19 protein-coding genes are annotated in these 20,375 nt (G+C 43.6%); all 19 read left to right on the top strand.

The window, feature by feature from the left end:
• Window positions 1-214: 214 nt before the first annotated feature.
• Complete coding sequence (locus ACYQ4S_RS07100; RefSeq protein WP_459770253.1) at window positions 215-490, top strand: DUF1507 family protein; 276 nt, start codon at window positions 215-217, stop codon at window positions 488-490.
• Between the two features lie 69 nt (window positions 491-559).
• Window positions 560-880: a YlbG family protein gene (locus ACYQ4S_RS07095; protein WP_091264926.1), complete on the top strand. Its 321-nt coding sequence runs from the start codon at window positions 560-562 to the stop codon at window positions 878-880.
• Window positions 881-904: 24 nt separating this feature from the next.
• On the top strand, window positions 905-1,462 hold the full coding sequence (gene rsmD / locus ACYQ4S_RS07090) for a 16S rRNA (guanine(966)-N(2))-methyltransferase RsmD (protein ID WP_459770251.1): 558 nt from the start codon (window positions 905-907) through the stop codon (window positions 1,460-1,462).
• Window positions 1,463-1,960 carry a pantetheine-phosphate adenylyltransferase gene (coaD, locus tag ACYQ4S_RS07085; RefSeq protein WP_459770249.1) on the top strand — a complete coding sequence of 166 codons (498 nt, stop codon included), beginning with the start codon at window positions 1,463-1,465 and terminating at the stop codon, window positions 1,958-1,960.
• Window positions 1,961-2,998 carry a SepM family pheromone-processing serine protease gene (locus ACYQ4S_RS07080; protein WP_459770248.1) on the top strand — a complete coding sequence of 346 codons (1,038 nt, stop codon included), beginning with the start codon at window positions 1,961-1,963 and terminating at the stop codon, window positions 2,996-2,998.
• A 472-nt stretch (window positions 2,999-3,470) separates the two neighbouring features.
• Window positions 3,471-4,139 carry a helix-hairpin-helix domain-containing protein gene (locus ACYQ4S_RS07075; RefSeq protein WP_459770246.1) on the top strand — a complete coding sequence of 223 codons (669 nt, stop codon included), beginning with the start codon at window positions 3,471-3,473 and terminating at the stop codon, window positions 4,137-4,139.
• A 93-nt stretch (window positions 4,140-4,232) separates the two neighbouring features.
• Window positions 4,233-4,709: a ComE operon protein 2 gene (locus ACYQ4S_RS07070; RefSeq protein ID WP_459770244.1), complete on the top strand. Its 477-nt coding sequence runs from the start codon at window positions 4,233-4,235 to the stop codon at window positions 4,707-4,709.
• A 13-nt stretch (window positions 4,710-4,722) separates the two neighbouring features.
• The gene (locus tag ACYQ4S_RS07065; protein WP_459770242.1) at window positions 4,723-7,101 is read left to right on the top strand and encodes a DNA internalization-related competence protein ComEC/Rec2; all 2,379 of its coding nucleotides are present in this window, start codon (window positions 4,723-4,725) and stop codon (window positions 7,099-7,101) included.
• Entirely contained in the window at window positions 7,085-8,122 is a 1,038-nt protein-coding gene (holA, locus tag ACYQ4S_RS07060; protein WP_459770241.1) for a DNA polymerase III subunit delta, read from the top strand. Before ACYQ4S_RS07065 ends, holA begins: the two co-directional genes overlap by 17 nt.
• A 153-nt stretch (window positions 8,123-8,275) precedes the next feature.
• Window positions 8,276-8,527: a 30S ribosomal protein S20 gene (rpsT, locus tag ACYQ4S_RS07055; protein WP_091264941.1), complete on the top strand. Its 252-nt coding sequence runs from the start codon at window positions 8,276-8,278 to the stop codon at window positions 8,525-8,527.
• Between the two features lie 95 nt (window positions 8,528-8,622).
• Window positions 8,623-10,608: an excinuclease ABC subunit UvrB gene (gene uvrB, locus ACYQ4S_RS07050; protein WP_459770239.1), complete on the top strand. Its 1,986-nt coding sequence runs from the start codon at window positions 8,623-8,625 to the stop codon at window positions 10,606-10,608.
• Between the two features lie 341 nt (window positions 10,609-10,949).
• Complete coding sequence (pyrR, locus tag ACYQ4S_RS07045; protein ID WP_346024391.1) at window positions 10,950-11,492, top strand: bifunctional pyr operon transcriptional regulator/uracil phosphoribosyltransferase PyrR; 543 nt, start codon at window positions 10,950-10,952, stop codon at window positions 11,490-11,492.
• A 248-nt stretch (window positions 11,493-11,740) separates the two neighbouring features.
• Window positions 11,741-12,655, top strand: a complete 915-nt coding sequence (locus ACYQ4S_RS07040; protein ID WP_459770238.1) for an aspartate carbamoyltransferase catalytic subunit — start codon at window positions 11,741-11,743, stop codon at window positions 12,653-12,655.
• A 19-nt stretch (window positions 12,656-12,674) separates the two neighbouring features.
• On the top strand, window positions 12,675-13,955 hold the full coding sequence (locus tag ACYQ4S_RS07035; protein WP_346024389.1) for a dihydroorotase: 1,281 nt from the start codon (window positions 12,675-12,677) through the stop codon (window positions 13,953-13,955).
• A complete protein-coding gene (locus tag ACYQ4S_RS07030; protein ID WP_346024388.1) occupies window positions 13,952-15,043 on the top strand; it encodes a carbamoyl phosphate synthase small subunit in 1,092 nt (363 codons plus the stop codon). Before ACYQ4S_RS07035 ends, ACYQ4S_RS07030 begins: the two co-directional genes overlap by 4 nt.
• Window positions 15,036-18,221: a carbamoyl-phosphate synthase large subunit gene (gene carB, locus ACYQ4S_RS07025; protein ID WP_459770236.1), complete on the top strand. Its 3,186-nt coding sequence runs from the start codon at window positions 15,036-15,038 to the stop codon at window positions 18,219-18,221. Before ACYQ4S_RS07030 ends, carB begins: the two co-directional genes overlap by 8 nt.
• Before the next feature lie 24 nt (window positions 18,222-18,245).
• Complete coding sequence (locus ACYQ4S_RS07020) at window positions 18,246-19,172, top strand: dihydroorotate dehydrogenase (protein ID WP_459770235.1); 927 nt, start codon at window positions 18,246-18,248, stop codon at window positions 19,170-19,172.
• Entirely contained in the window at window positions 19,165-19,872 is a 708-nt protein-coding gene (gene pyrF, locus ACYQ4S_RS07015; RefSeq protein ID WP_459770233.1) for an orotidine-5'-phosphate decarboxylase, read from the top strand. The genes ACYQ4S_RS07020 and pyrF overlap by 8 nt, the downstream gene beginning before the upstream one ends.
• Before the next feature lie 5 nt (window positions 19,873-19,877).
• Window positions 19,878-20,375, top strand: a 498-nt coding sequence (gene pyrE, locus ACYQ4S_RS07010; RefSeq protein ID WP_459770232.1) for an orotate phosphoribosyltransferase, incomplete at its 3' end; no start/stop codon positions are given.

Raw genomic sequence — 20,375 nt, 5'->3', positions numbered from 1 at the left:
CTGAAAAGGGCGTTCTATTTGTGTGTCTTCTTACAGTGTTTCAAAGAAATTCATACCAGTGTTCCATTGCCTTCCTCCTACATGCTCGATTTAGAGGCTGCCCTGACGTAAAAAGGGCAAATTCAAAGTCATACAACCTTTCACATTCCTGAGCAGTATGCTATACTAATGTAAGTTATAGACTACTTATGGATGATAAGGAAAGGAAATGCCTATGGATCAGCTGCAGACTGCTCTAGCTAAAGATGTTCTTAACGAAGATGCGAAAAAGATATCATCACTGATTGAAAATCAGCAGCATCTTTGTGTATCATGTCCTGCTTTTGAAGAAGTCATAGATACTCAAATGTTCGGATTTTCGAAGAAAGTAGAATTTGCTATCGCTATGGGTATGATTGATGAAGAAGAAGGGCATCTGATGCTCGGGACCCTTGAGAAACATTTAAATGATGTTTACTCAGAGGCTTTTAACTCTAACCAAAACGACTGAAACTTAAAAAACCCTCTCACAAAGAGGGTTTTTTTGATATAATGAAAAAAACTCTTGAAGGTGAATCTAATGAGCGAACAAAAAAATGGAAGAGCCGGGCTTATTGTATGGCTTTATACTACAAAATATGTAAATAAACTAAAGCGTTATGGGCTAGTGCATTATGTCTCTAAAAATATTAATTACGCAGTTCTGTATGTGAACAAGGATGAACGTGAAGATCTGAGTAGAACCATCAGCAAACAGCATTTCGTCAGAAAAGTGGAAAATGCCTACCAGTGCGAGCTGCCGAAGACATTTGACGGTGTTCTCGACAAAGTGACGGAGATGGCAAAGAAAAAAACTGAACTTGAAAAATCTGAACTGGAAACATCCAGACGAGTCATTTAATTATAAGATAAAGGATGGAAATATATGCGTGTAATCTCCGGTGAGTATGGTGGGAGACCCTTAAAAAGCTTAAAAGGATCGAACACCAGACCAACGACGGATAAAATCAAGGAATCTCTCTTTCATATGATAGGTCCTTATTTCAGTGGAGGAACTGCACTTGATCTTTATTCCGGAAGCGGCTCTCTTGGAATAGAAGCGGTCTCAAGGGGTATAGATAAAGCCTATCTTGTGGATATCAATCAGTCAGCTGTATCTGTGATAAATGAGAACGTAAAAATGACAAGAGAAGAAGATAAATTTACAGTATGGAAAAAGAAAGACAGGCAGGCGCTTGCTAGTCTGAAAACAGCAGAAGAAACATTTGACTTAGTGTTTCTGGATCCTCCTTATGCGAATCAGCAGATAGAAGAGGTTATCGGACTTCTGGTATCGTATGAGCTTCTCAAACCGAACGCACTGATTGTATGTGAAACGGATAAACACGTCCTGATCACTCCTACCAGTCACAGGCTGGCAGTATATAAAGAAAAGACATATGGTACCACTAAACTGACTATATTTGAATGGGTGGAAGAATAAGTGAAAAAAGCAATGTACGTCGGCAGTTTTGATCCTGTGACAAGTGGACATATCAATATTCTTGAACGTGCGTCACGACTGTTTGATGAAGTTGTCGTAGTCGTCAGTGCCAGTACAGCGAAAAAATACTGGTTCTCAGTCGATCAGCGTGTAGACATGATCCGAACCGCTCTTGAGAATAACGGAGTCAGACAGGTGAGTGTAATGGCTCACGACGGTCTGACCGTTTCTCTTGCAGAAGAACTGGATATTTCCATATTGATCAGAGGTATCCGGTCAATTAAAGATATGGAATATGAGGTAGATATCGCGACCTTGAATAAGATACAGAATAATAATATCGAGACAGTCTTTCTGATATCCGATGAACAGTATCGGTCGATCAGTTCGACTATGGTCAAGGAAATTGCCTATTACAATGGGAAAATCGATCCACTTGTTCCTTCTAATGTAGCTGAAGCACTTATAGATGCAGTAATTAAAAGGCGGTCCTCTTAAGTGAAAATAAGAAAAATTGTTAAAGGAATAATCTATGCTATTATTTTCTATCTCTTCTTCTTTGTACCAATTCCTTATTACATTGAACGACCGGGTAGCGCAGTTGAAATTAATCCCTTGGTAGAAGTCGAAGGAGTAGTAGATCCGGTCGATGGACGGTATATGCTGACGACAGTTGAAATGTTTCAGGCGACACCTTTCACCAGCTTTTTCCAGTTCCTTCCTTTTCATTCCGGAGTCTGGGAAAGTCAGCTGCTTGGTCAGATAGATAATTATGAAGAATACCGGACTATGCAGAGGTATTTCATGAGCAATTCGATTGATATGGCGAAAGTCGCTGCATTCGAGGAAGCAGGCTTGCCTTATGACATCGATTACCGAGGCGTATATGTAATGAGTGTATCAGACGAGTCTCAGTTTGAAGACGAGCTCTTTCCAGGAGACAGTATTCTGGAACTGAACGGTGAGCGCTTTGAAAACACTCAGCAATTCGTTGATAGCGTAAGCGGGAAGGATGCAGGAGATACGGTCTCCCTTCTCATTGAAAGAGATGGCGAAGAACTGACAGTGGAAGGCGATCTTGTCGTACTTGAAAGTACGGGTCAGCCAGGTATTGGAATTACTCTTGTGACCAGGACACAAGTAGAAACTGATCCGGCAGTAGCCATCAACTCTAAAAATATAGGTGGCCCCTCAGCAGGACTGATGTTTGCCTTGGAAGTCTATACACAGATTACAGATTTCCCCTTAAATAACCTGCAGGTAGCTGGAACTGGAACCATCAATGAGTTCGGGGAAGTCGGTCGGATTGGTGGCGTCGATAAAAAAGTCGTAGCGGCTGACAGAGAAGGGGCAGATATCTTCTTTGTACCGGACGATCCCGTAGATGAGGAGACGATTGCTCATATACCGGATTACGTGTCGAATTATTATCTTGCCTTGGAAACAGCTGAAGCAATTGATACAGAGATGGAAATTGTTCCTGTACAACATATCAGCGATGCCATCAGCTATTTGAATAAGTTGGTTGGTGATTAAGGAACAGCTGAACAGTGCTTTAAATTATAGAAAACCGCAAATCTGGGTGTCCTCCCGAGATTTGCGGTTTTTGTATTCTGAGAACGGCTTTCTTTTAGATGTATTTTAGATAATCTGCGAATAAATACATCAGACAAAACGGTGATAAAGAGATTCTATAATTGAAGAATCTCATCTAGAGGATGGTATTCTCAGCAGAAGATATCTTTTGATGATCGAATAGCTGCTTGATTCATTTTAAGACTCACTCAATTCATCCGTTATGTCTGGTCTGAACTGGTTTTAAGACGTTTCTTAGAACCAACTCGTTGCAACTAAAAGCTCGAGTCTGTCGCAAGAGTTGTCTTAGCAACAACTCCCTATGCCTGAAAACTTATTGCTTCACTCAATCCATTACAAAAAAACGACATTAATTTAGTGAGTTTTAGCTTAAATGGTAAATATGTATAGTATGACCAGAAGGGAGAGTGAAGTGGGTACGTTTGAAAAATTGAAACCATTTATCATTACTGCAGTGGCTGCGGCAGTTATTGCTTTAGTAGGCTATAGACTGCTTATAATAAAGCAAGTTCCGTACGAGCAGCTGCCGGCGAGTGAGGAGCAGACGCTGGATAGCTTGTTGTCAGCAGATGAGCTTCCTAAAGACGAAGGCGGAGACAATATTGCGGATGCAGCCTCACCCAATACCGACAAGGGTCAAGTATCGACTGTATTTGTAGACGTGAAAGGGGCGGTCAACAAACCCGGTGTTTACGAAATGCAGTCTGGACAGCGTGTAGTGGATGCTGTCCAAGTTTCTGGAGGAACAGTGGAGCAGGCGGAGGTGAAAGCAGTCAATTTCGCCCAGCTCCTATATGATGAAATGGTCATTTACATTCCATATGAAGGAGAAGCGGCTGATCTCCCACTCTTTGGGATCAGCCCGTCCGGAGAAGAGACAGATAAAGGTAAAATAAACATCAACACTGCGGGAGTAGGAGAGCTGTTGGATTTAAATGGCATAGGACCGCAGAAAGCAGAAGCTATTGTTATTTATAGGGAAGAACAAGGTCCATTTGAAAAACCAGAAGACATCGTAAATGTATCGGGAATAGGAGAAAAGACATTTGAAAAAATCCAGGATCAGATTATCGTACACTGACAGAGAATATTGCTTCACAAGTTCCGCTCTTGTATACTGTATAAATAGGTTAGACACTGAACATATTGAACACATTTGACAAGGAGTGACAAGATGAATGAGAGAATACCATGGGACCAGTACTTTATGTCTCAGAGCATGCTTCTATCCATGAGAAGCACCTGCTCGAGACTTGCAGTGGGTGCCACGATCGTCAGAGACAAACGAGTGATTTCCGGGGGCTACAATGGATCGGTAAGCGGTGATGTTCATTGCATCGATGAAGGCTGTTTTGTCGTCGATGGACATTGTGTGCGAACAGTCCATGCAGAAGCTAATGCGCTGCTTCAATGTGCCAAGTTCGGTGTGAAAACTGAAGGAGCCGATCTCTATGTCACTCATTTTCCTTGTCTGCAATGTACAAAACAGCTTATACAGAGCGGGATTCAAAAAATATATTATCTGAATGATTATCGAAACCATCAGTATGCCGTTGAATTGCTTGAAAAAGCCGGTGTCCTGACGGAAAAAATATCTGTACCGACGGATTTCTTCAAAACAATCGAGCACGTTTACACTGATCCTGTTTAATAATTCCTGACTAGTGATTAGAGGAAGACTGATCATCTTTTCTATTCTGATAGGTTTACTGGTATCGTATATCCTGACCGGGTATACTGTGCTTCTTCTCATACTCATCAGCGCCATGATTAAAACAGCAAGGTCTGCGGACCGTCGTCTGACAGGACTGATTATTTTCAGTCTAGCTGTCGTCACTATCCGTATGCACGCAGCTGACGACCAATTTGACCCATCGGACTCTATTCCAGAAGACTCCTATCTTGTTGAAGTTAAGCAAACTAGTTGGACCGTAGATGGCGATCGTCTTCGTTTTCAAGGATTGGCAATGAACGAAAAGGTCAGTCAAGAAGTCATGGTGGTACACCGATTATCCAGCGAACAGGAAAAAGAAGAACGCAGAGCACTTATTCCATCTCACTTGTTGATTGAAGGCGAGTTAAACCAGCCAGGTCAGGCAACCAACTTCAATCAGTTTGATTATCGGACCTATCTGAATCGAAAGAATATAACCTATGTTCTGTATACGAATGAGATAGAAGACATTGACCTTGCGCCATCCTTTTTAGAACGGGCCTACAAAACAGATCCGCTTAGACAAGACCTGCTGAATTATTGTGACCGGATCTTTCAGCCGACTACCGGACGTTATATCAAAGCATTGATATTTGCAGACAGGCGGGAACTGGGAGCGGAAGTGACCGAGACCTTCAAGCAGTTAGGAATCATTCATCTTCTCAGTATTTCGGGACTACATGTATCACTGCTGATTGGTATGATGGACCGAATTATGACTGGTATGACTGTGACCAGAGAGTCGAAGAGACTGGTCTTTCTTTTCATCCTGCCGGTGTTCTACATATTTGCGGGTTTTGGCATAAGCATATACCGGGCGGCCATGCAGGCATGGATCAGATACCTTTCCGATACTCTCGACTGGCACCTGACATCGCTTGACTGTTGGGGACTCACATTCTGTCTTGCCGTGTTTGTACGGCCAATGATCATCTTTTCAGTGGGCTTTCAGCTGAGCTTTCTTATGAGCTTCATCCTTCTGTTTCTTTCTGATCAGGCCTTTTTCAGGGATCTGTCGGGAGTAAAGCAGATAGTTCTCGTCAACTGTGCACTATTCGCTTTTTCCGTACCGGTTCTCAGCTTTCATTTCTACGAGTTGTCCTGGGGCGTGCTCTTTTTAAACAGTCTGTTCGTACCGTATGTCACCTATCTTCTTATGCCAGCGCTTCTCATTCTTTTCGTTACCTCACCGCTTCTTGCACTTACTCAATTCGGGCTTATTCTGGATGAACTGGTCAGCTGGGTGATTGTCATTATGGAAAAGACGAGTCTGATCATTGATCAGACGATGTCACTGATGGTTGTCACCGGAAGGTTCAGTGGAACCATGATTGTACTATGGATCGTCTTCTGTATTTTAGGACTGCTTCAAGTGGAAAAGAGTAAAAAGTTAATTTCTACCATACCGGTTGCAGTTTTGCTCCTGCTTCTTATAAATGTAAATACCTATTCACCGATCGGCCAGGTTATGATGATCGATGTGGGTCAAGGCGATGCAGTTTTGATTAAAGAACCATTCGGGAGAGGAGCTGTTCTGATCGACACTGGAGGCTTACAGGTATGGAATGAAAAGGAAGAGTGGCAGATCAGAAGCCATGACTATTCCCTGGGAGAAGATGTACTGATTCCTGTGATGAAAAGTCTGGGAATCAGAACACTCGATCAGCTGGTGATTACCCATCCGCATTGGGACCATTATGGTGCCATGAGCGAACTTATCCATTCCTTTCCTGTGAAGACGCTGGTGATGAATGACTTTACTAAAAACCACTCAGCCTTTCGACACTCTCTTTCCCAGATAAAGGAAGGTGCCTTGAACGTTCGAATTTTAAAACCCGATGAACCTGTGAAGTTGACAGATCAGCTTCATGTCATTCATGACAACTGGACAGATCAGACGAATGAAAACAACCAGTCTATCGTTCTGCTAGGCAGATATGGAAGACTGGACTGGCTGTTTACGGGAGACATAGAGGAAGTAAGAGAAAAGAATATAATGAAGCACTTCCCTGAACTGAATGCCGATGTACTGAAAGTTGCTCACCATGGTAGTGGGACGTCTACACACGAAGCATTTTTAAAACAGATCGACCCTGACTATGCTCTGATATCTGTTGGGGAGAACAACCGATTTGGTCATCCTTATCGGAAAAAAATCGATCAGCTGAGCGGATATCCGGCTTTTCTGTTTCGAACCGACGAGAATGGGGGCATACGCTATACCTATTCGGACCTCAAGTATCTGGACAATTACCTACAGAAAAAAGGGGCATTTAACGTAATGACTGATAACGATAGTAAGGAGTCAAATGATGAAAACAGCTTTTAAGCAACTGAAATCCATTTCCAATGATAAGCTCAACAGCTGTTATCTGATCTGGGGAACAGAAGAACTTCTCCTGGATAACGCTGTAAAAGCCTTCAATGAGAGAATGGAAGAAGACAATGAAGACCCGATGAACATCTACCATTTCGATCTGTCAGACACCCCGATACAGGATATCATTCATGAAGCTGAAAGTTATCCTTTTTTCGGGGGTAATAAGCTGATCATTGTACATGACAGCTATATCTTTACAGGAAAAAAGGTGACACATTCCTTTACTCATGAAATTGAGCAGCTGGAAAGATATATCAATGATCCTTCTGAGTTTTCAGTTCTGGTTTTTCTAGCACCTTATGATAAGCTGGATAAGCGGAAGAAAATAACCAAACTTGTATTGAAGAAGGCTGAAGTAATTGAAGCCAATCCGGATAAGCAGACGGATGTAAAAGAATATGCGCTGTCTTTTTTCAGTCAGAAAGGATTGTCGATTTCCAGAGAAGGAGTAGATCTTTTAGTTAATCTGACCGATTATAATCTGACTCGAACGATCAGAGAAGCGGAAAAGCTGGCCTTATACCACTCAGGAGAAACGGCAGTATCGATCGATGCAATTCATCAGCTGGTATCCAAGTCACTGGAACAGAATATCTTTGAGCTGAACGAACGCGTACTTAAAAAAGATGTCGGTGGATCGATCCAGCTTTATCAGGATCTGCTGACTCAGAAAGAAGACCCTGTAAAGATTTTAGCTTTGATGATCAGTCAGTTCAGACTGCTCCTGCAGGTGAAGATACTTAAGAACAAGGGATATCAGCAGTCTGATATCGCAACGATACTGAAAGTGCACCCTTATCGTATAAAACTGGCTGTACAGAAACAGCAGAAGTTTCCTCAGCCTGTACTGTCCCAAGCGCATCACATGCTTATAACTGCAGACCATGAAATAAAGACAGGAAAGGTCGATCCTGAGCTGCAAATCGAGCTGTTTATATGGAAATTCTCCAAACTGCAGGAGAAGATATAAGCAATGAATGAAAAAATCATTGAAAAAAGCTTGCAGATATTGTAAAATGGGGAATGTTGAATAAATCAACTGTTAAGGTTGTCATTTATTGCAGGATATGAGCAATAATCTGTAGACCAATTTAATTGAGACGATATAAGGAGTGTTTTACCCATGCCAAACATGATTCAAACTGAAAAAAGACAGAGACAAGACGTTAAGAAGAGACTGAACAACATGAGTCAGGTTACTTCAATGAGAACAGCTAAGAAAAAATTTGTTGCTGCGGTAGACAGCAACGCAGACAACGCTCAGGAGCTTTACAGAAAAGCTGTTAAAGCGATCGATAAAGCTGCTGCAAAAGGTCTTGTTCATCCGAACAAAGCTGCTAGAGACAAGTCCCGTTTAAGCAAAAAATTAGCATAATTGACTGAAAAGTATTCTCTTGAGACGCAAAGTCTTTGAGAATACTTTTTTTATGATAAACTAAGCTTGAATGACTGCTAGAGAGGGGAATTTTTATGGTCGAACAAGCATTTAAACTGAAATCAGTATACCAGCCAGGGGGAGACCAGCCTGAAGCAATAAAGAAATTGGTCAAGGGAATCAAGGAGAACCAGAAAGAGCAAGTTTTACTTGGAGCAACAGGGACTGGGAAGACATTTACCATGTCTAACGTAATTCAGGAAGTGAACAAGCCAACACTCGTCATGGCACATAACAAGACATTGGCCGGTCAACTTTATACGGAGTTTAAGGAATTCTTTCCGGACAATGCTGTCGAATACTTCGTCAGTTATTACGACTACTATCAGCCTGAAGCATATGTGCCGTCTTCCGACACCTTCATCGAAAAGGATGCCAGCATTAATGATGAAATAGATAAGTTGCGACACTCTGCGACAAGTGCTTTGCTTGAGCGAAGAGATGTGATTGTAGTTGCTTCTGTATCCTGTATTTATGGACTGGTCAATCCGAAAGATTACGCGGAACACGTCCTTTCTCTGCGTTCAGGAATGGAAATCAGCAGGGAAACGCTGCTCAGACGCCTAGTCGATATGCAGTTTGAACGAAACGACATTGATTTTCAGCGTGGACGCTTTCGTGTTCGCGGGGATATCATTGAAGTTTTCCTTGCCTCCAGAGAAAGTGAAGCCATTCGTATTGAGATGTTCGGTGATGAGATAGACAGGATTAGAGAAGTTGATGTTCTGACAGGTGAAGTCAAAGCGGATCTGTCTCACGTACCGATCTTCCCTGCCACTCACTTCGTTTCAAATGATGAACAGACTAGGTCGGCTATCGAATCCATTCAGGCAGAACTGAAGGACCGTCTGGAAGAATTGAACAGAGATAATAAGCTGCTCGAAGCACAGCGACTGGAACAGCGGACGAATTATGATATTGAAATGCTGATGGAAATGGGCTACTGTTCAGGCATAGAGAACTATTCCAGACACATGGATGGCCGGAAGCCTGGTCAAGCACCCTATACACTGCTGGACTTCTTCCCTGAAGACTCTCTTTTCATTATTGATGAATCCCATATCACTATGCCTCAGATCAGAGGGATGTACAATGGGGACAGAGCCAGAAAACAGCAGCTGATCGATCATGGTTTCCGCCTGCCGAGCGCACTGGATAACCGCCCGCTGCGCCTGGAAGAGTTTGAAGAACGCGTGCCTCAGATTAATTATATTTCAGCTACGCCGGCTGATTATGAAATGAACCGATCCAGTCAGATCGTCGAGCAGATCATCAGACCAACAGGCCTGCTTGATCCAATCGTTGAAGTCCGTCCGATCAAAGGACAGATTGATGACCTGATCGAAGAAATCAATGATCGAGTCGAGAAAGACGAAAGAGTCTTCATTACGACATTGACCAAGAAAATGTCCGAGGACTTGACCGACTACCTTAAAGAGGTAGGGATAAAAGTCGAATACCTGCATAGTGACGTCAAGACGCTGGAACGGACACAGATCATCCGGGACCTTCGTGTCGGGAAGTTTGACGTTCTGATCGGAATCAACCTGCTCAGAGAAGGACTGGACGTTCCCGAAGTCTCTATGGTTGCTATTCTGGATGCAGATAAGGAAGGATTCCTGAGAAGTGCCCGTTCACTGATTCAGACTATCGGACGAGCTGCCCGAAATGAAAATGGCCGAGTGATCATGTACGCAGACCGTATAACTGACTCGATGAAGCAGGCGATAGATGAAACTGATCGTCGTCGTCAGATTCAGGAAGAATACAATGAAGAACACGGTATCACTCCTAAGACGATCAAGAAAGAAGTGAGAGAACTGATCAGAATCTCTACCGTTGTTGATGATGAAGAAAAAGACTTGTCAGAAGAAGTCGTCAAGCAGCTGTCCAGAGAAGAGAGACGTCAGCTGATCGAAACAATGGAGCTGGAAATGAAAGAAGCGGCAAAAGAACTGGACTTCGAGAAAGCCGCACAGCTGCGGGATGTCGTCATGGAATTGAAGACGAAATATTCATAATTGAGAAATATCCGGTTGACTTTTTTACAGTAAACCTTTAGAGTTAATTTAAATTAAATAACTGTCCTTTAAAGATAGTCCAGAGAGGCTAAGAAGGAGACGCGTATCTTCATGATGTACCAGAGAGTATGTATGGAGATAATAGTCAGGTAGACTGGTTATGCCAGAACTGCCGGATTATGCCCAACAAAACAGTCAATGGGGAGCACTCTTATCTTAGATGGATAGGAGTGCTTTTTTGTATACTTCAAACGAAGTAAGTGACATGCTTTATCGGCAGATATTTAATAAAAAAGCTGGACATAGAAATATGCTTTTCAGCTGTCTACAGGAGGCAGGTCATGGAAAATAAAACAGTAGTAGAAGTTGTCAACGAAGCGGCAATCAAACGGGCACTGACACGTATTACTTATGAGATTATCGAAAAAAATAAAGGGATCGAGAAACTGGTGCTTGCCGGTATTCGGACTAGAGGAATCATTTTAGCCCAGAGAATTGCAGATCGTATTCTTGAACTGGAAGGCGAATTGGTCGAAGTAATAGAGCTGGACACATCATTGTATCGCGATGACAGAGAAGATGATGCTTCTACAGCACAGGTATCAGCCGGACATGTTCAGGATGTAGCCGGTAAAAAAGTAGTGATTATTGATGATGTACTGTATACAGGCAGAACTATACGAGCAGCCCTTGATGCTATAATCGATAGAGGAAGACCTGAAAAAATATATCTAGCTGTACTGGTAGACAGAGGCAATAGGGAGCTTCCCATAAGGGCAGATTTTGTCGGAAAGAATCTTCCAACTTCCCGTGAAGAGTCCGTTCAGGTTTATTTGAATGAAGCAGATGGAAAAGAACACGTAGATATAATAAAACCGTCATGAACAAAGTGATGTGAGCTTTAACTGAAGCCCCGTGAGGCACAGAAGGTCACAGGATAGACTATGAGTACAGAGGATGCTTGGGCGCTCCGTGAGTTCATTCAGCTAGAATAGCTAAATGGATCGTAAGCCTGACTTGCAGCTGTTATTGTTTCATAGTTATTTCCGAGAAGACCCGGTGTCCCTGGATACACCGGGTCTTTTAATATCCAAAGAGCCACTGAATGTCCGTAAATACAAAGGAGGAAGAAATGGATACGTCAGAAAGAAGACAGGCCAGACACTTTGTTTCATTGAATAATTATAACGAAAATGACATCATGTCTCTAATAAAGGAGGCACTTGCCTACAAGCATAACTTATCTGTTCCCAAGTACAAGGGAATGTATGCCGTGAACTGCTTTTTTGAAGAAAGTACGCGCACACACAAAAGCTTTGAGATGGCTGAAAAAAAATTAGGAATGGATGTGCTGGATTTTCAGCCCTCCATGAGTAGTGTCAGAAAAGGTGAAAGTCTCTATGACACGGTACTTACCTTACAGTCACTGGGAATCGATCTGATGGTTATCAGACACAGTGATGTTGCTTACTATAACCAGCTGATCGATAGCGAGTCCATTACATGCTCAATCGTCAATGGAGGAGATGGTGCCGGACAGCACCCTAGTCAGTCTTTACTTGATCTTATGACGATTTATGAAGAATTTGGAACATTTAAAGGTGTGAAGGTCGCCATAGCCGGGGATATCCTTCACTCAAGAGTAGCCAGAAGCAATATGCAGATCCTGAAGAAACTTGGAGCCGAACTCTTTTTTTCCGGTCCGGAAGAGTTTGTTGGAACTGAATGTCAGACATATGGCGAGTACAGATCTATTGATGAACTGGTAGATCAAGTCGATGTTGTAATGCTGCTTCGGGTTCAGCGTGAAAGACATATACAGCAGGCAAGTCACGAGCTGGATGTATCCTATTTGGCTCAGTATGGGCTGACCAAAGAAAGAGAATATAGAATGCACAGAAAAGCCATCATCATGCACCCGGCACCGGTTAACCGAGGCATCGAAATTACTGATGAGCTGGTAGAATGTGACCGATCAAGAATAGTCAGACAGATGGAAAATGGAGTATTTGCACGTATGGCAATCATAGATTCGATTTTAAACTAAAAAACAGGGGATGACACGTGTGTCGATTTTAATAAAGAATGCAGAAATAATTGATGGAACAGGACAGACTCGTCAAGTAGATATATACACTGACAAGGGAATCATTCAGAAAATTGGTATGAATCTTGATGATGAAGCTGGACGTATACTGCATGCTAAAGGAAAACTGGTTTCACCTGGACTGATTGATGTACATGTCCATCTTAGAGAACCAGGCTATGAGTACAAAGAAACGATCGAGAGTGGATCAAAGGCAGCAGCTCGAGGCGGATTTACAACTATCTGTGCTATGCCGAATCTCAGCCCAGTTCCGGATACGCCTGAACGATTCAAGAAAATCATAGAGAGAATAGATGAGAGTGCGCAGGTCAAAGTGAAGCATTACGCTCCGATCACAAGGGAACTTACAAGCAATGAACTGACTGATCAGAAGGCTATGTTAGAAGAAGGAGCCTTTGCTTTTACAAATGACGGTGTCGGAGTTCAGACAGCTGGAACAATGTATAAAGCAATGCTTGAAGCCGCAGAAAATGGTGCAGCACTAGTGGCTCATACCGAAGATGACAGCCTCCTGTTTAATGGTGTGATGCATGAAGGGAAAAGAAATAAGGAACTGAACCTTCCCGGCATGCTACAGCTGACTGAGTCAACGCAGATTGCAAGAGATGTCCTGCTGGCTGAAGCCACTGGAGCTCATTACCATGTCTGTCATGTGTCAGCAAAAGAAAGCGTGCGTGTTATTCGAGATGCAAAACGTTCTGGAATCAACGTGACGGCAGAGGTCACTCCACACCATTTACTTTTATGTGATGAGGATATCCCTTCTGATACAAGTCAGTATAAAATGAATCCCCCTTTGCGCAGCAGAGCGGACAGAGAGGCTCTGATCGAAGGGCTGATTGATGGGACGATCGACATGATCGCCACAGATCACGCTCCTCATAGCGATGAAGAGAAAAGCGGATCAATGATCGGGTCTCCTTTTGGCATTGTGGGAAGCGAAACAGCTTTTGCTCTGTTATACACTTATCTTGTTAAAGAAGGGAAGCTCAGCTTAGATCAGCTGATTAGTAAGTTGACCACCATCCCTGCAGATATATTTCAAATGGAAACTGGAAGAATCGAAGTTGGGGCACCAGCAGATCTGGCCTGCTTTGATCTGGGTGGGGAAGAACGTATCTCGCGTGAGGATTTCCTCTCAAAATCGTCAAATACCCCATTCATAGGCTGGAAAGTCAATGGACTGACAGTATTTACAATGGTTGATGGTCAAGTCGTATATGAGGGGGAGAACATATGAAAAAAAGAATGCTCGTACTGGAAGACGGAAATGTTTTTAAAGGATTCGGATTTGGTGCTGACAAAGAAACGATCGGAGAAGTCGTGTTCAACACAGGAATGACCGGTTATCAGGAATCGATCACTGATCAGTCATACAATGGTCAGCTGCTGACTTTTACTTATCCTTTAGTAGGAAATGCAGGCATCAACAGGGATGACTACGAATCCATTTTCCCAACGACAAAAGCTGTGATCGTCAAGGAATTTGCGAGACGACCATCAAACTGGCGAAGCAGAATGAATCTGGATGAATTTTTAACAGAAAAAGATATTCCGGGGCTTACTGGTGTCGATACGAGGCGACTAACGCGAGTGATTCGTGAACACGGTGCTATGAAAGCCATTTTAACGGATTTTACAGAAGAGACTGATGCATTGATCGATCGGCTTAAATCCGTTACTCTTCCGACTGATCAGGTTGCTCAAGTGTCTACTGAACGCCCTTATGTCAGTCCTCAAAATGGACGACGCGTGATTGTCATCGATTTTGGTCTGAAGCATAGTATCCTACATGAATTGAATAAAAGAGAATGTCATGTAACGGTTCTGCCGCATGATACAAAAGCAGAAACCATACTTAATCTGAAACCTGACGGGGTGATGCTGACGAACGGACCAGGCGATCCTAAAGATCTGCCGTATGCTCATGACATGATCAGAGAACTACAGAAACATGTACCAATTTTCGGGATTTGTCTTGGTCATCAGCTGATTGCTCTGGCGAATGGTGCAGATACGTTTAAAATGACTTTTGGTCATAGAGGATTTAATCACCCAGTACGTGAGATCGCGACTGGTCGAATCGATTTTACGTCTCAGAACCACGGATATGCGGTATCTGAAGAATCAGTCGATAATAATGAACTGAGAATCACACACATTGAAATCAATGATGGAACAGTTGAAGGCTTGAGACATTGCCGGTATCCGGTGTTCAGCGTACAGTATCATCCGGATGCTGCACCTGGTCCTCATGATGCCGCAGACCTGTTCGACCAGTTTATTGAAGAAATGGATGCATGGAAGGTGGAAGAAACGAATGCCTAAGCGAACAGATATCAAGACGATTGTAGTGATTGGCTCTGGACCGATCATCATCGGACAGGCTGCAGAATTTGACTATGCCGGGACTCAGGCGTGTCTTGCTCTGAGAGAAGAAGGCTATGAAGTGGTCCTTATCAACTCTAACCCGGCTACGATCATGACGGATAAGGAGATAGCAGATAGAGTGTATATCGAACCTCTGACTGTCGAATTTATTTCAAGAATACTGAGAAAAGAGCGACCGGATGCACTGCTTCCGACCTTGGGTGGACAGATGGGACTGAATATGGCGATTGCGCTCAATGAGACAGGCATACTTGATGAGCTGGGAATCGAGCTGCTGGGTACTCGTCTATCAGCTATTAATAAAGCAGAAGACCGCGATCAGTTCAGAGAACTGATGAGAGAGTTGAATGAACCTGTACCGGACAGCGACATTGTTCATACCACCCAGGAAGCATTGGATTTCGCAGACTCAATCGGTTATCCTGTTATTGTCAGACCGGCATTTACCATGGGTGGAACTGGAGGCGGACTGTGTGACAATGAAAAGGAACTGCGCGAGATTGTTGGAAATGGACTGAAACTGTCTCCAGTGAACCAGTGTCTGATCGAGCGCAGTATTGCCGGATATAAAGAGATTGAATACGAGGTCATGAGAGATTCTGATGACAATGCGATGGTCGTGTGTAATATGGAAAATATCGATCCCGTCGGTATTCATACGGGAGATTCGATCGTGATTGCGCCTAGTCAGACCCTGACGGACAAGGAATATCAGCTGCTGAGAGATGCCTCCCTTAAAATCATTAGAGCATTGGGTATTGAAGGGGGATGTAACGTCCAGCTGGCTCTTGACCCGAACAGTTTTGATTACTTCGTAATTGAAGTCAATCCAAGAGTAAGCCGATCCTCTGCTCTGGCCAGTAAAGCTACAGGTTATCCTATTGCTAAACTTGCAGCTAAAATCGCTGTAGGATTGACTTTAGATGAAATGAAAAACCCTGTCACTGAAACGACATATGCCCAATTCGAACCAGCTCTGGATTATGTAGTTGCTAAGATCCCGAGATGGCCTTTCGATAAATTTGAAACAGGGGACCGCACATTGACTACTCAAATGAAAGCGACAGGTGAAGTTATGTCGATCGGTCGGACTATTGAAGAAAGTTTATTGAAGGCTGTCCGGTCACTTGAAATAGGGGTCAGCCATATACAGCTGGCTGAGCTGGATCATCTTGACGATGACCAGCTGATCAACAAGACAGTAAAAGCTCAGGATGACCGTCTGTTTTATCTTGTTGAAGCAATTAGAAGAGGGTATCTAGTGGAAGAACTCGCGTCACTGACAAAAATCGACTTATTCTTCCTCGACAAACTGCTTCATATCGTCGAAATTGAACAGCGGCTGACGGAAGGTCAGTGGGATCTTGATCTGCTTGCCTATGCTAAATCCTATGGCTTTTCTGACTGGAAAATAGCTGAATTATGGAATGCGACCGAAGATGAAATCAGGCAGTTCAGAGTCATGCACGAGCTTCTGCCAGTGTACAAGACGGTCGATACGTGTGCTGCTGAATTCGAATCATCCACGCCCTATTTCTACAGTACTTATGAAGAGGAGCAGGAGAGCCTGGTTACAGATAAACAGTCAGTGCTTGTCTTGGGTTCCGGTCCGATCCGCATAGGGCAGGGGGTTGAATTCGATTATGCGACCGTCCATTCAGTTAAAGCCATTCAGGAAGCTGGGTATGAGGCGATCATAATGAACAACAATCCGGAAACTGTGTCTACAGACTTTTCCATTTCGGATAAGCTGTACTTTGAACCTCTGACAGTTGAAGATGTCATGAATGTTATCCAGCTGGAAAATCCAGTAGGAGTGATTGTTCAGTTTGGTGGACAGACGGCTATCAATCTGGCTGAACCTTTACAAAAACGTGGGGTTAAAATTCTTGGGACTACTGTTGAAGATCTGGATCGAGCAGAGAACAGAGATGAATTTGAGAAAGCCCTGAAGAGTCTGAGTATTCTTCAGCCTGAGGGAGGAACCGCTGTTACGGAAGAACAAGCGCTGACTATAGCCTCTTCTATAGGCTATCCGGTTCTTGTCCGTCCGAGTTATGTACTTGGAGGCAGAGGAATGCAGATTGTAGATAATGCTGCTGATCTGTCAAAATACATGAATGATGCTGTACGTATATCTTCAGAACATCCCGTACTTATCGACCGCTACCTGATAGGAGAAGAAGTAGAAGTGGATGCCATCTGTGATGGAGAACAGGTCCTGATTCCAGGAATCATGGAGCATGTAGAACGCTCGGGCGTCCACTCTGGAGATTCCATGGCTGTTTATCCACCACAGCGCCTTTCTCAGAACGTGATCGATACGATTATCGATTACACCGAGAGATTGAGTCTGGGTCTGAACTGTGTGGGTCTCATGAATATTCAATTTGTTATTCACGAAGAGATGGTATACGTTATCGAAGTTAACCCGCGAGCCAGCCGTACTTTACCATTTCTAAGCAAAGTTACCGGCATTGCAATGGCTCAAGTTGCAACCAAAGCCATACTAGGTCAATCAATTCTGGATCAGGGCTATACACCGGGTCTCCATACACTTTCTTCGATGGTCCATGTAAAAGCACCAGTGTTCAGTTTTTCTAAACTGAACAAAGTGGATGCCACGCTGGGACCAGAAATGAAATCGACTGGAGAAGTCATGGGGAGCGACAGCACATTGGAGAAAGCATTGTACAAAGCCTTTGAGGCAAGTGATATGAGACTTCCGGAACACGGAACCGTCCTGTTCACTGTATCTGATGAAGATAAAAGTGAAGCTGCTGATTTAGCGGCCAGACTGGTCAGCATCGGCTATTCCATTACCGCTACGCAAGGGACGGCCCATGCTTTCGGGCAAAGAGGAATACCGGCTGAGCATATTGAAAAAACTGGTAATCCTGAAGACCAGTCATACGATATTCTTGATCTGATTATGAGTGGACAGGTCAATCTGGTGGTTAATACTATGGGCAAAAACATCGATGCTGTACAAGACGGTCTGTCAATCAGAAAAAGCTCAATTGAAAAAGGGATTCCACTGATGACATCACTTGATACTGTTTCAGCCATCATCAGTGTTCTTGAATCGCGTACATTCACAACTTCAGCACTTTAAAATACTATTAAATGGAGGAGCAATATGACACGACTATCTGTTTCACTACCCGGATTAAATTTAAAAAATCCAGTTATGCCTGCAAGTGGGACGTTCGGATTTGGTGATATGTACCATGATTTGTATGACTACGATCGTCTTGGAGCAATTGTGTTGAAATCTACCACCCGTCAGGCAAGAATAGGCAATGAAGATCCGAAATTTCATCCTTTGAAGCATAGCGCACTCAATGCAGTAGGATTAAAAAATCCTGGTGTAGAAAAGGTTGTCAGCGAAAAACTGCCACGATTACGCGGATTCTCGACACCGGTCATCGGAAGTGTAGCAGGAGAGACGGAAGGGGAGTTTGTTGAAGTAGCAGATATTTTAAGCGGATCCGGTGTGCTGAGCGCTCTGGAGCTGAATTTATCCTGTCCTAATGTAAAAGAAGGAGGACTGACTTTTGGAGTCGATCCATCCGCTGTCAGACGCATAACCGAAAAAGTCAAGCAGGTGTCTTCACTTCCAGTGTACGTCAAACTGACGCCTAATGTGACGGATATTGTGACTATCGCCAAGGCAGCTGAAGAAGGAGGAGCGGATGGTCTGAGCCTCATCAATACAGTTTTAGGGATGAATTTTGACACTAAAACTAGAAAGCCAGTCCTGGGGAATGTAATGGGCGGGCTGTCAGGGGAGAGCATCTTTCCAGTCGCTGTCAGAATGGTCTATCAGGTATCACATGCGGTGTCAGTTCCGATTATAGGAATGGGTGGAATCCGAAGCGCAGATGATGTCATTCAGATGTTTCTGGCGGGAGCTTCGGCTGTCGCTGTAGGGACAGCAACTTATCATAACCCGGTGGTCATGAATGAAATCATTGATGCACTTCCTGACCGAATGGCTGATCTGGGTATCGAATCGATCGAAGACTTGATCAGGGAAGTGAAGGAGGGACGCCGGCTTGGATAATGAACCAATCATTGCACTGGATTATTCTAATGTAGAAGATACTGAAGCGTTTTTAAATCGATTCGATTCTGATACATTAAATGTTAAAATAGGTATGGAACTGTTTTATCAGCAGGGACCAGAGATCGTCTATCTGGTCAAGAACAGAGGGCATAGTGTCTTTCTTGATATCAAACTTCATGATATTCCGACAACAGTGAAAAAAGCGATGTCCGGCATTGCCCGTCTTGGAGTGGACATGATAAATGTTCATGCAGCAGGTGGAAGCCAGATGATCGAGGCAGCGATTGAAGGACTTGAAAAAGGAACAGCACCCGGCCATAAACGCCCGCTCTTACTGGCAGTCACTCAGCTGACATCGACTTCGGAACAGTCTATGCAGGTAGAACAAGGGACAAGCTTTACAATGAAAGAGAGTGTACGACATTATGCGAAGCTGGCCTTTAAATCAGGCACCGATGGCGTGGTCTGTTCTGCTCAGGAAGCTGAACTGATCAGAGGGGCAACGGATGACCGTTTTCTTAGAGTGACGCCAGGTATACGTCTTGATCACTCGTCCAAAGATGATCAGGTAAGAATTGCTACCCCTTCAGAAGCGAGGGAAATGGGATCCACTCATATTGTAGTTGGACGTCCGATCACTCAAGCTGCTGATCCAGCAGAAATCTACAGCACGATTCAAAGAGAATGGAAAGGATAGAGAGAATGAAAACAGAACATCACACCATACCTGAAGAGCTGTTAAGAATAAAAGCTGTCACAGTATCACCAAAAGAGCCATTTACATGGTCAAGCGGACTCAAAAGTCCTATTTACTGCGATAATCGTCTGACTATGAGCTATCCTGAAGTAAGAGAGAAGATAATCAGCGCATTCGTCAGTATCATTCAGACTTATTACCCTGAAGTGGAAGTGATTGCTGGTACTTCTACAGCAGGAATCCCCCATGCTGCATGGATTGCAGACAGACTCAAACTGCCGATGGTCTATATCCGTAGTGAAGCGAAAAAGCATGGGACCGGAAAGCAGATCGAAGGGACCTTCCAGCCTCATGCTAAGATTGTAGTGATCGAAGACTTGATCTCTACTGGACAGAGTGTCATCGATGCCGTCAATGCAGCAAAAAGTGAAGGTGCTGATGTACTGGGAGTGGCTGCTATATTTACCTATGAGCTCGACTTGGGGACCAGCGCCTTTCATGAC

The sequence above is a fragment of the Alkalibacterium sp. s-m-28 genome, from assembly GCF_054658175.1.
The sequence above is the reverse complement of the archived record's forward strand: the minus strand, read 5'-3'. Positions and strand labels throughout refer to the sequence as shown.

Bases quoted from the DNA above. Each gene is read 5' to 3' on its own strand.
- ACYQ4S_RS07095 (WP_091264926.1), top strand. From the start codon at position 560: ATGAGCGAACAAAAAAATGGAAGAGCCGGGCTTATTGTATGGCTTTAT.
- holA (WP_459770241.1), top strand. From the start codon at position 7,085: ATGAAAACAGCTTTTAAGCAACTGAAATCCATTTCCAATGATAAGCTC.
- rpsT (WP_091264941.1), top strand. From the start codon at position 8,276: ATGCCAAACATGATTCAAACTGAAAAAAGACAGAGACAAGACGTTAAG.
- ACYQ4S_RS07030 (WP_346024388.1), top strand. From the start codon at position 13,952: ATGAAAAAAAGAATGCTCGTACTGGAAGACGGAAATGTTTTTAAAGGA.
- ACYQ4S_RS07070 (WP_459770244.1), top strand. From the start codon at position 4,233: ATGAATGAGAGAATACCATGGGACCAGTACTTTATGTCTCAGAGCATG.
- pyrR (WP_346024391.1), top strand. From the start codon at position 10,950: ATGGAAAATAAAACAGTAGTAGAAGTTGTCAACGAAGCGGCAATCAAA.
- rsmD (WP_459770251.1), top strand. From the start codon at position 905: ATGCGTGTAATCTCCGGTGAGTATGGTGGGAGACCCTTAAAAAGCTTA.
- ACYQ4S_RS07100 (WP_459770253.1), top strand. From the start codon at position 215: ATGGATCAGCTGCAGACTGCTCTAGCTAAAGATGTTCTTAACGAAGAT.
- uvrB (WP_459770239.1), top strand. From the start codon at position 8,623: ATGGTCGAACAAGCATTTAAACTGAAATCAGTATACCAGCCAGGGGGA.
- ACYQ4S_RS07040 (WP_459770238.1), top strand. From the start codon at position 11,741: ATGGATACGTCAGAAAGAAGACAGGCCAGACACTTTGTTTCATTGAAT.
- ACYQ4S_RS07020 (WP_459770235.1), top strand. From the start codon at position 18,246: ATGACACGACTATCTGTTTCACTACCCGGATTAAATTTAAAAAATCCA.
- carB (WP_459770236.1), top strand. From the start codon at position 15,036: ATGCCTAAGCGAACAGATATCAAGACGATTGTAGTGATTGGCTCTGGA.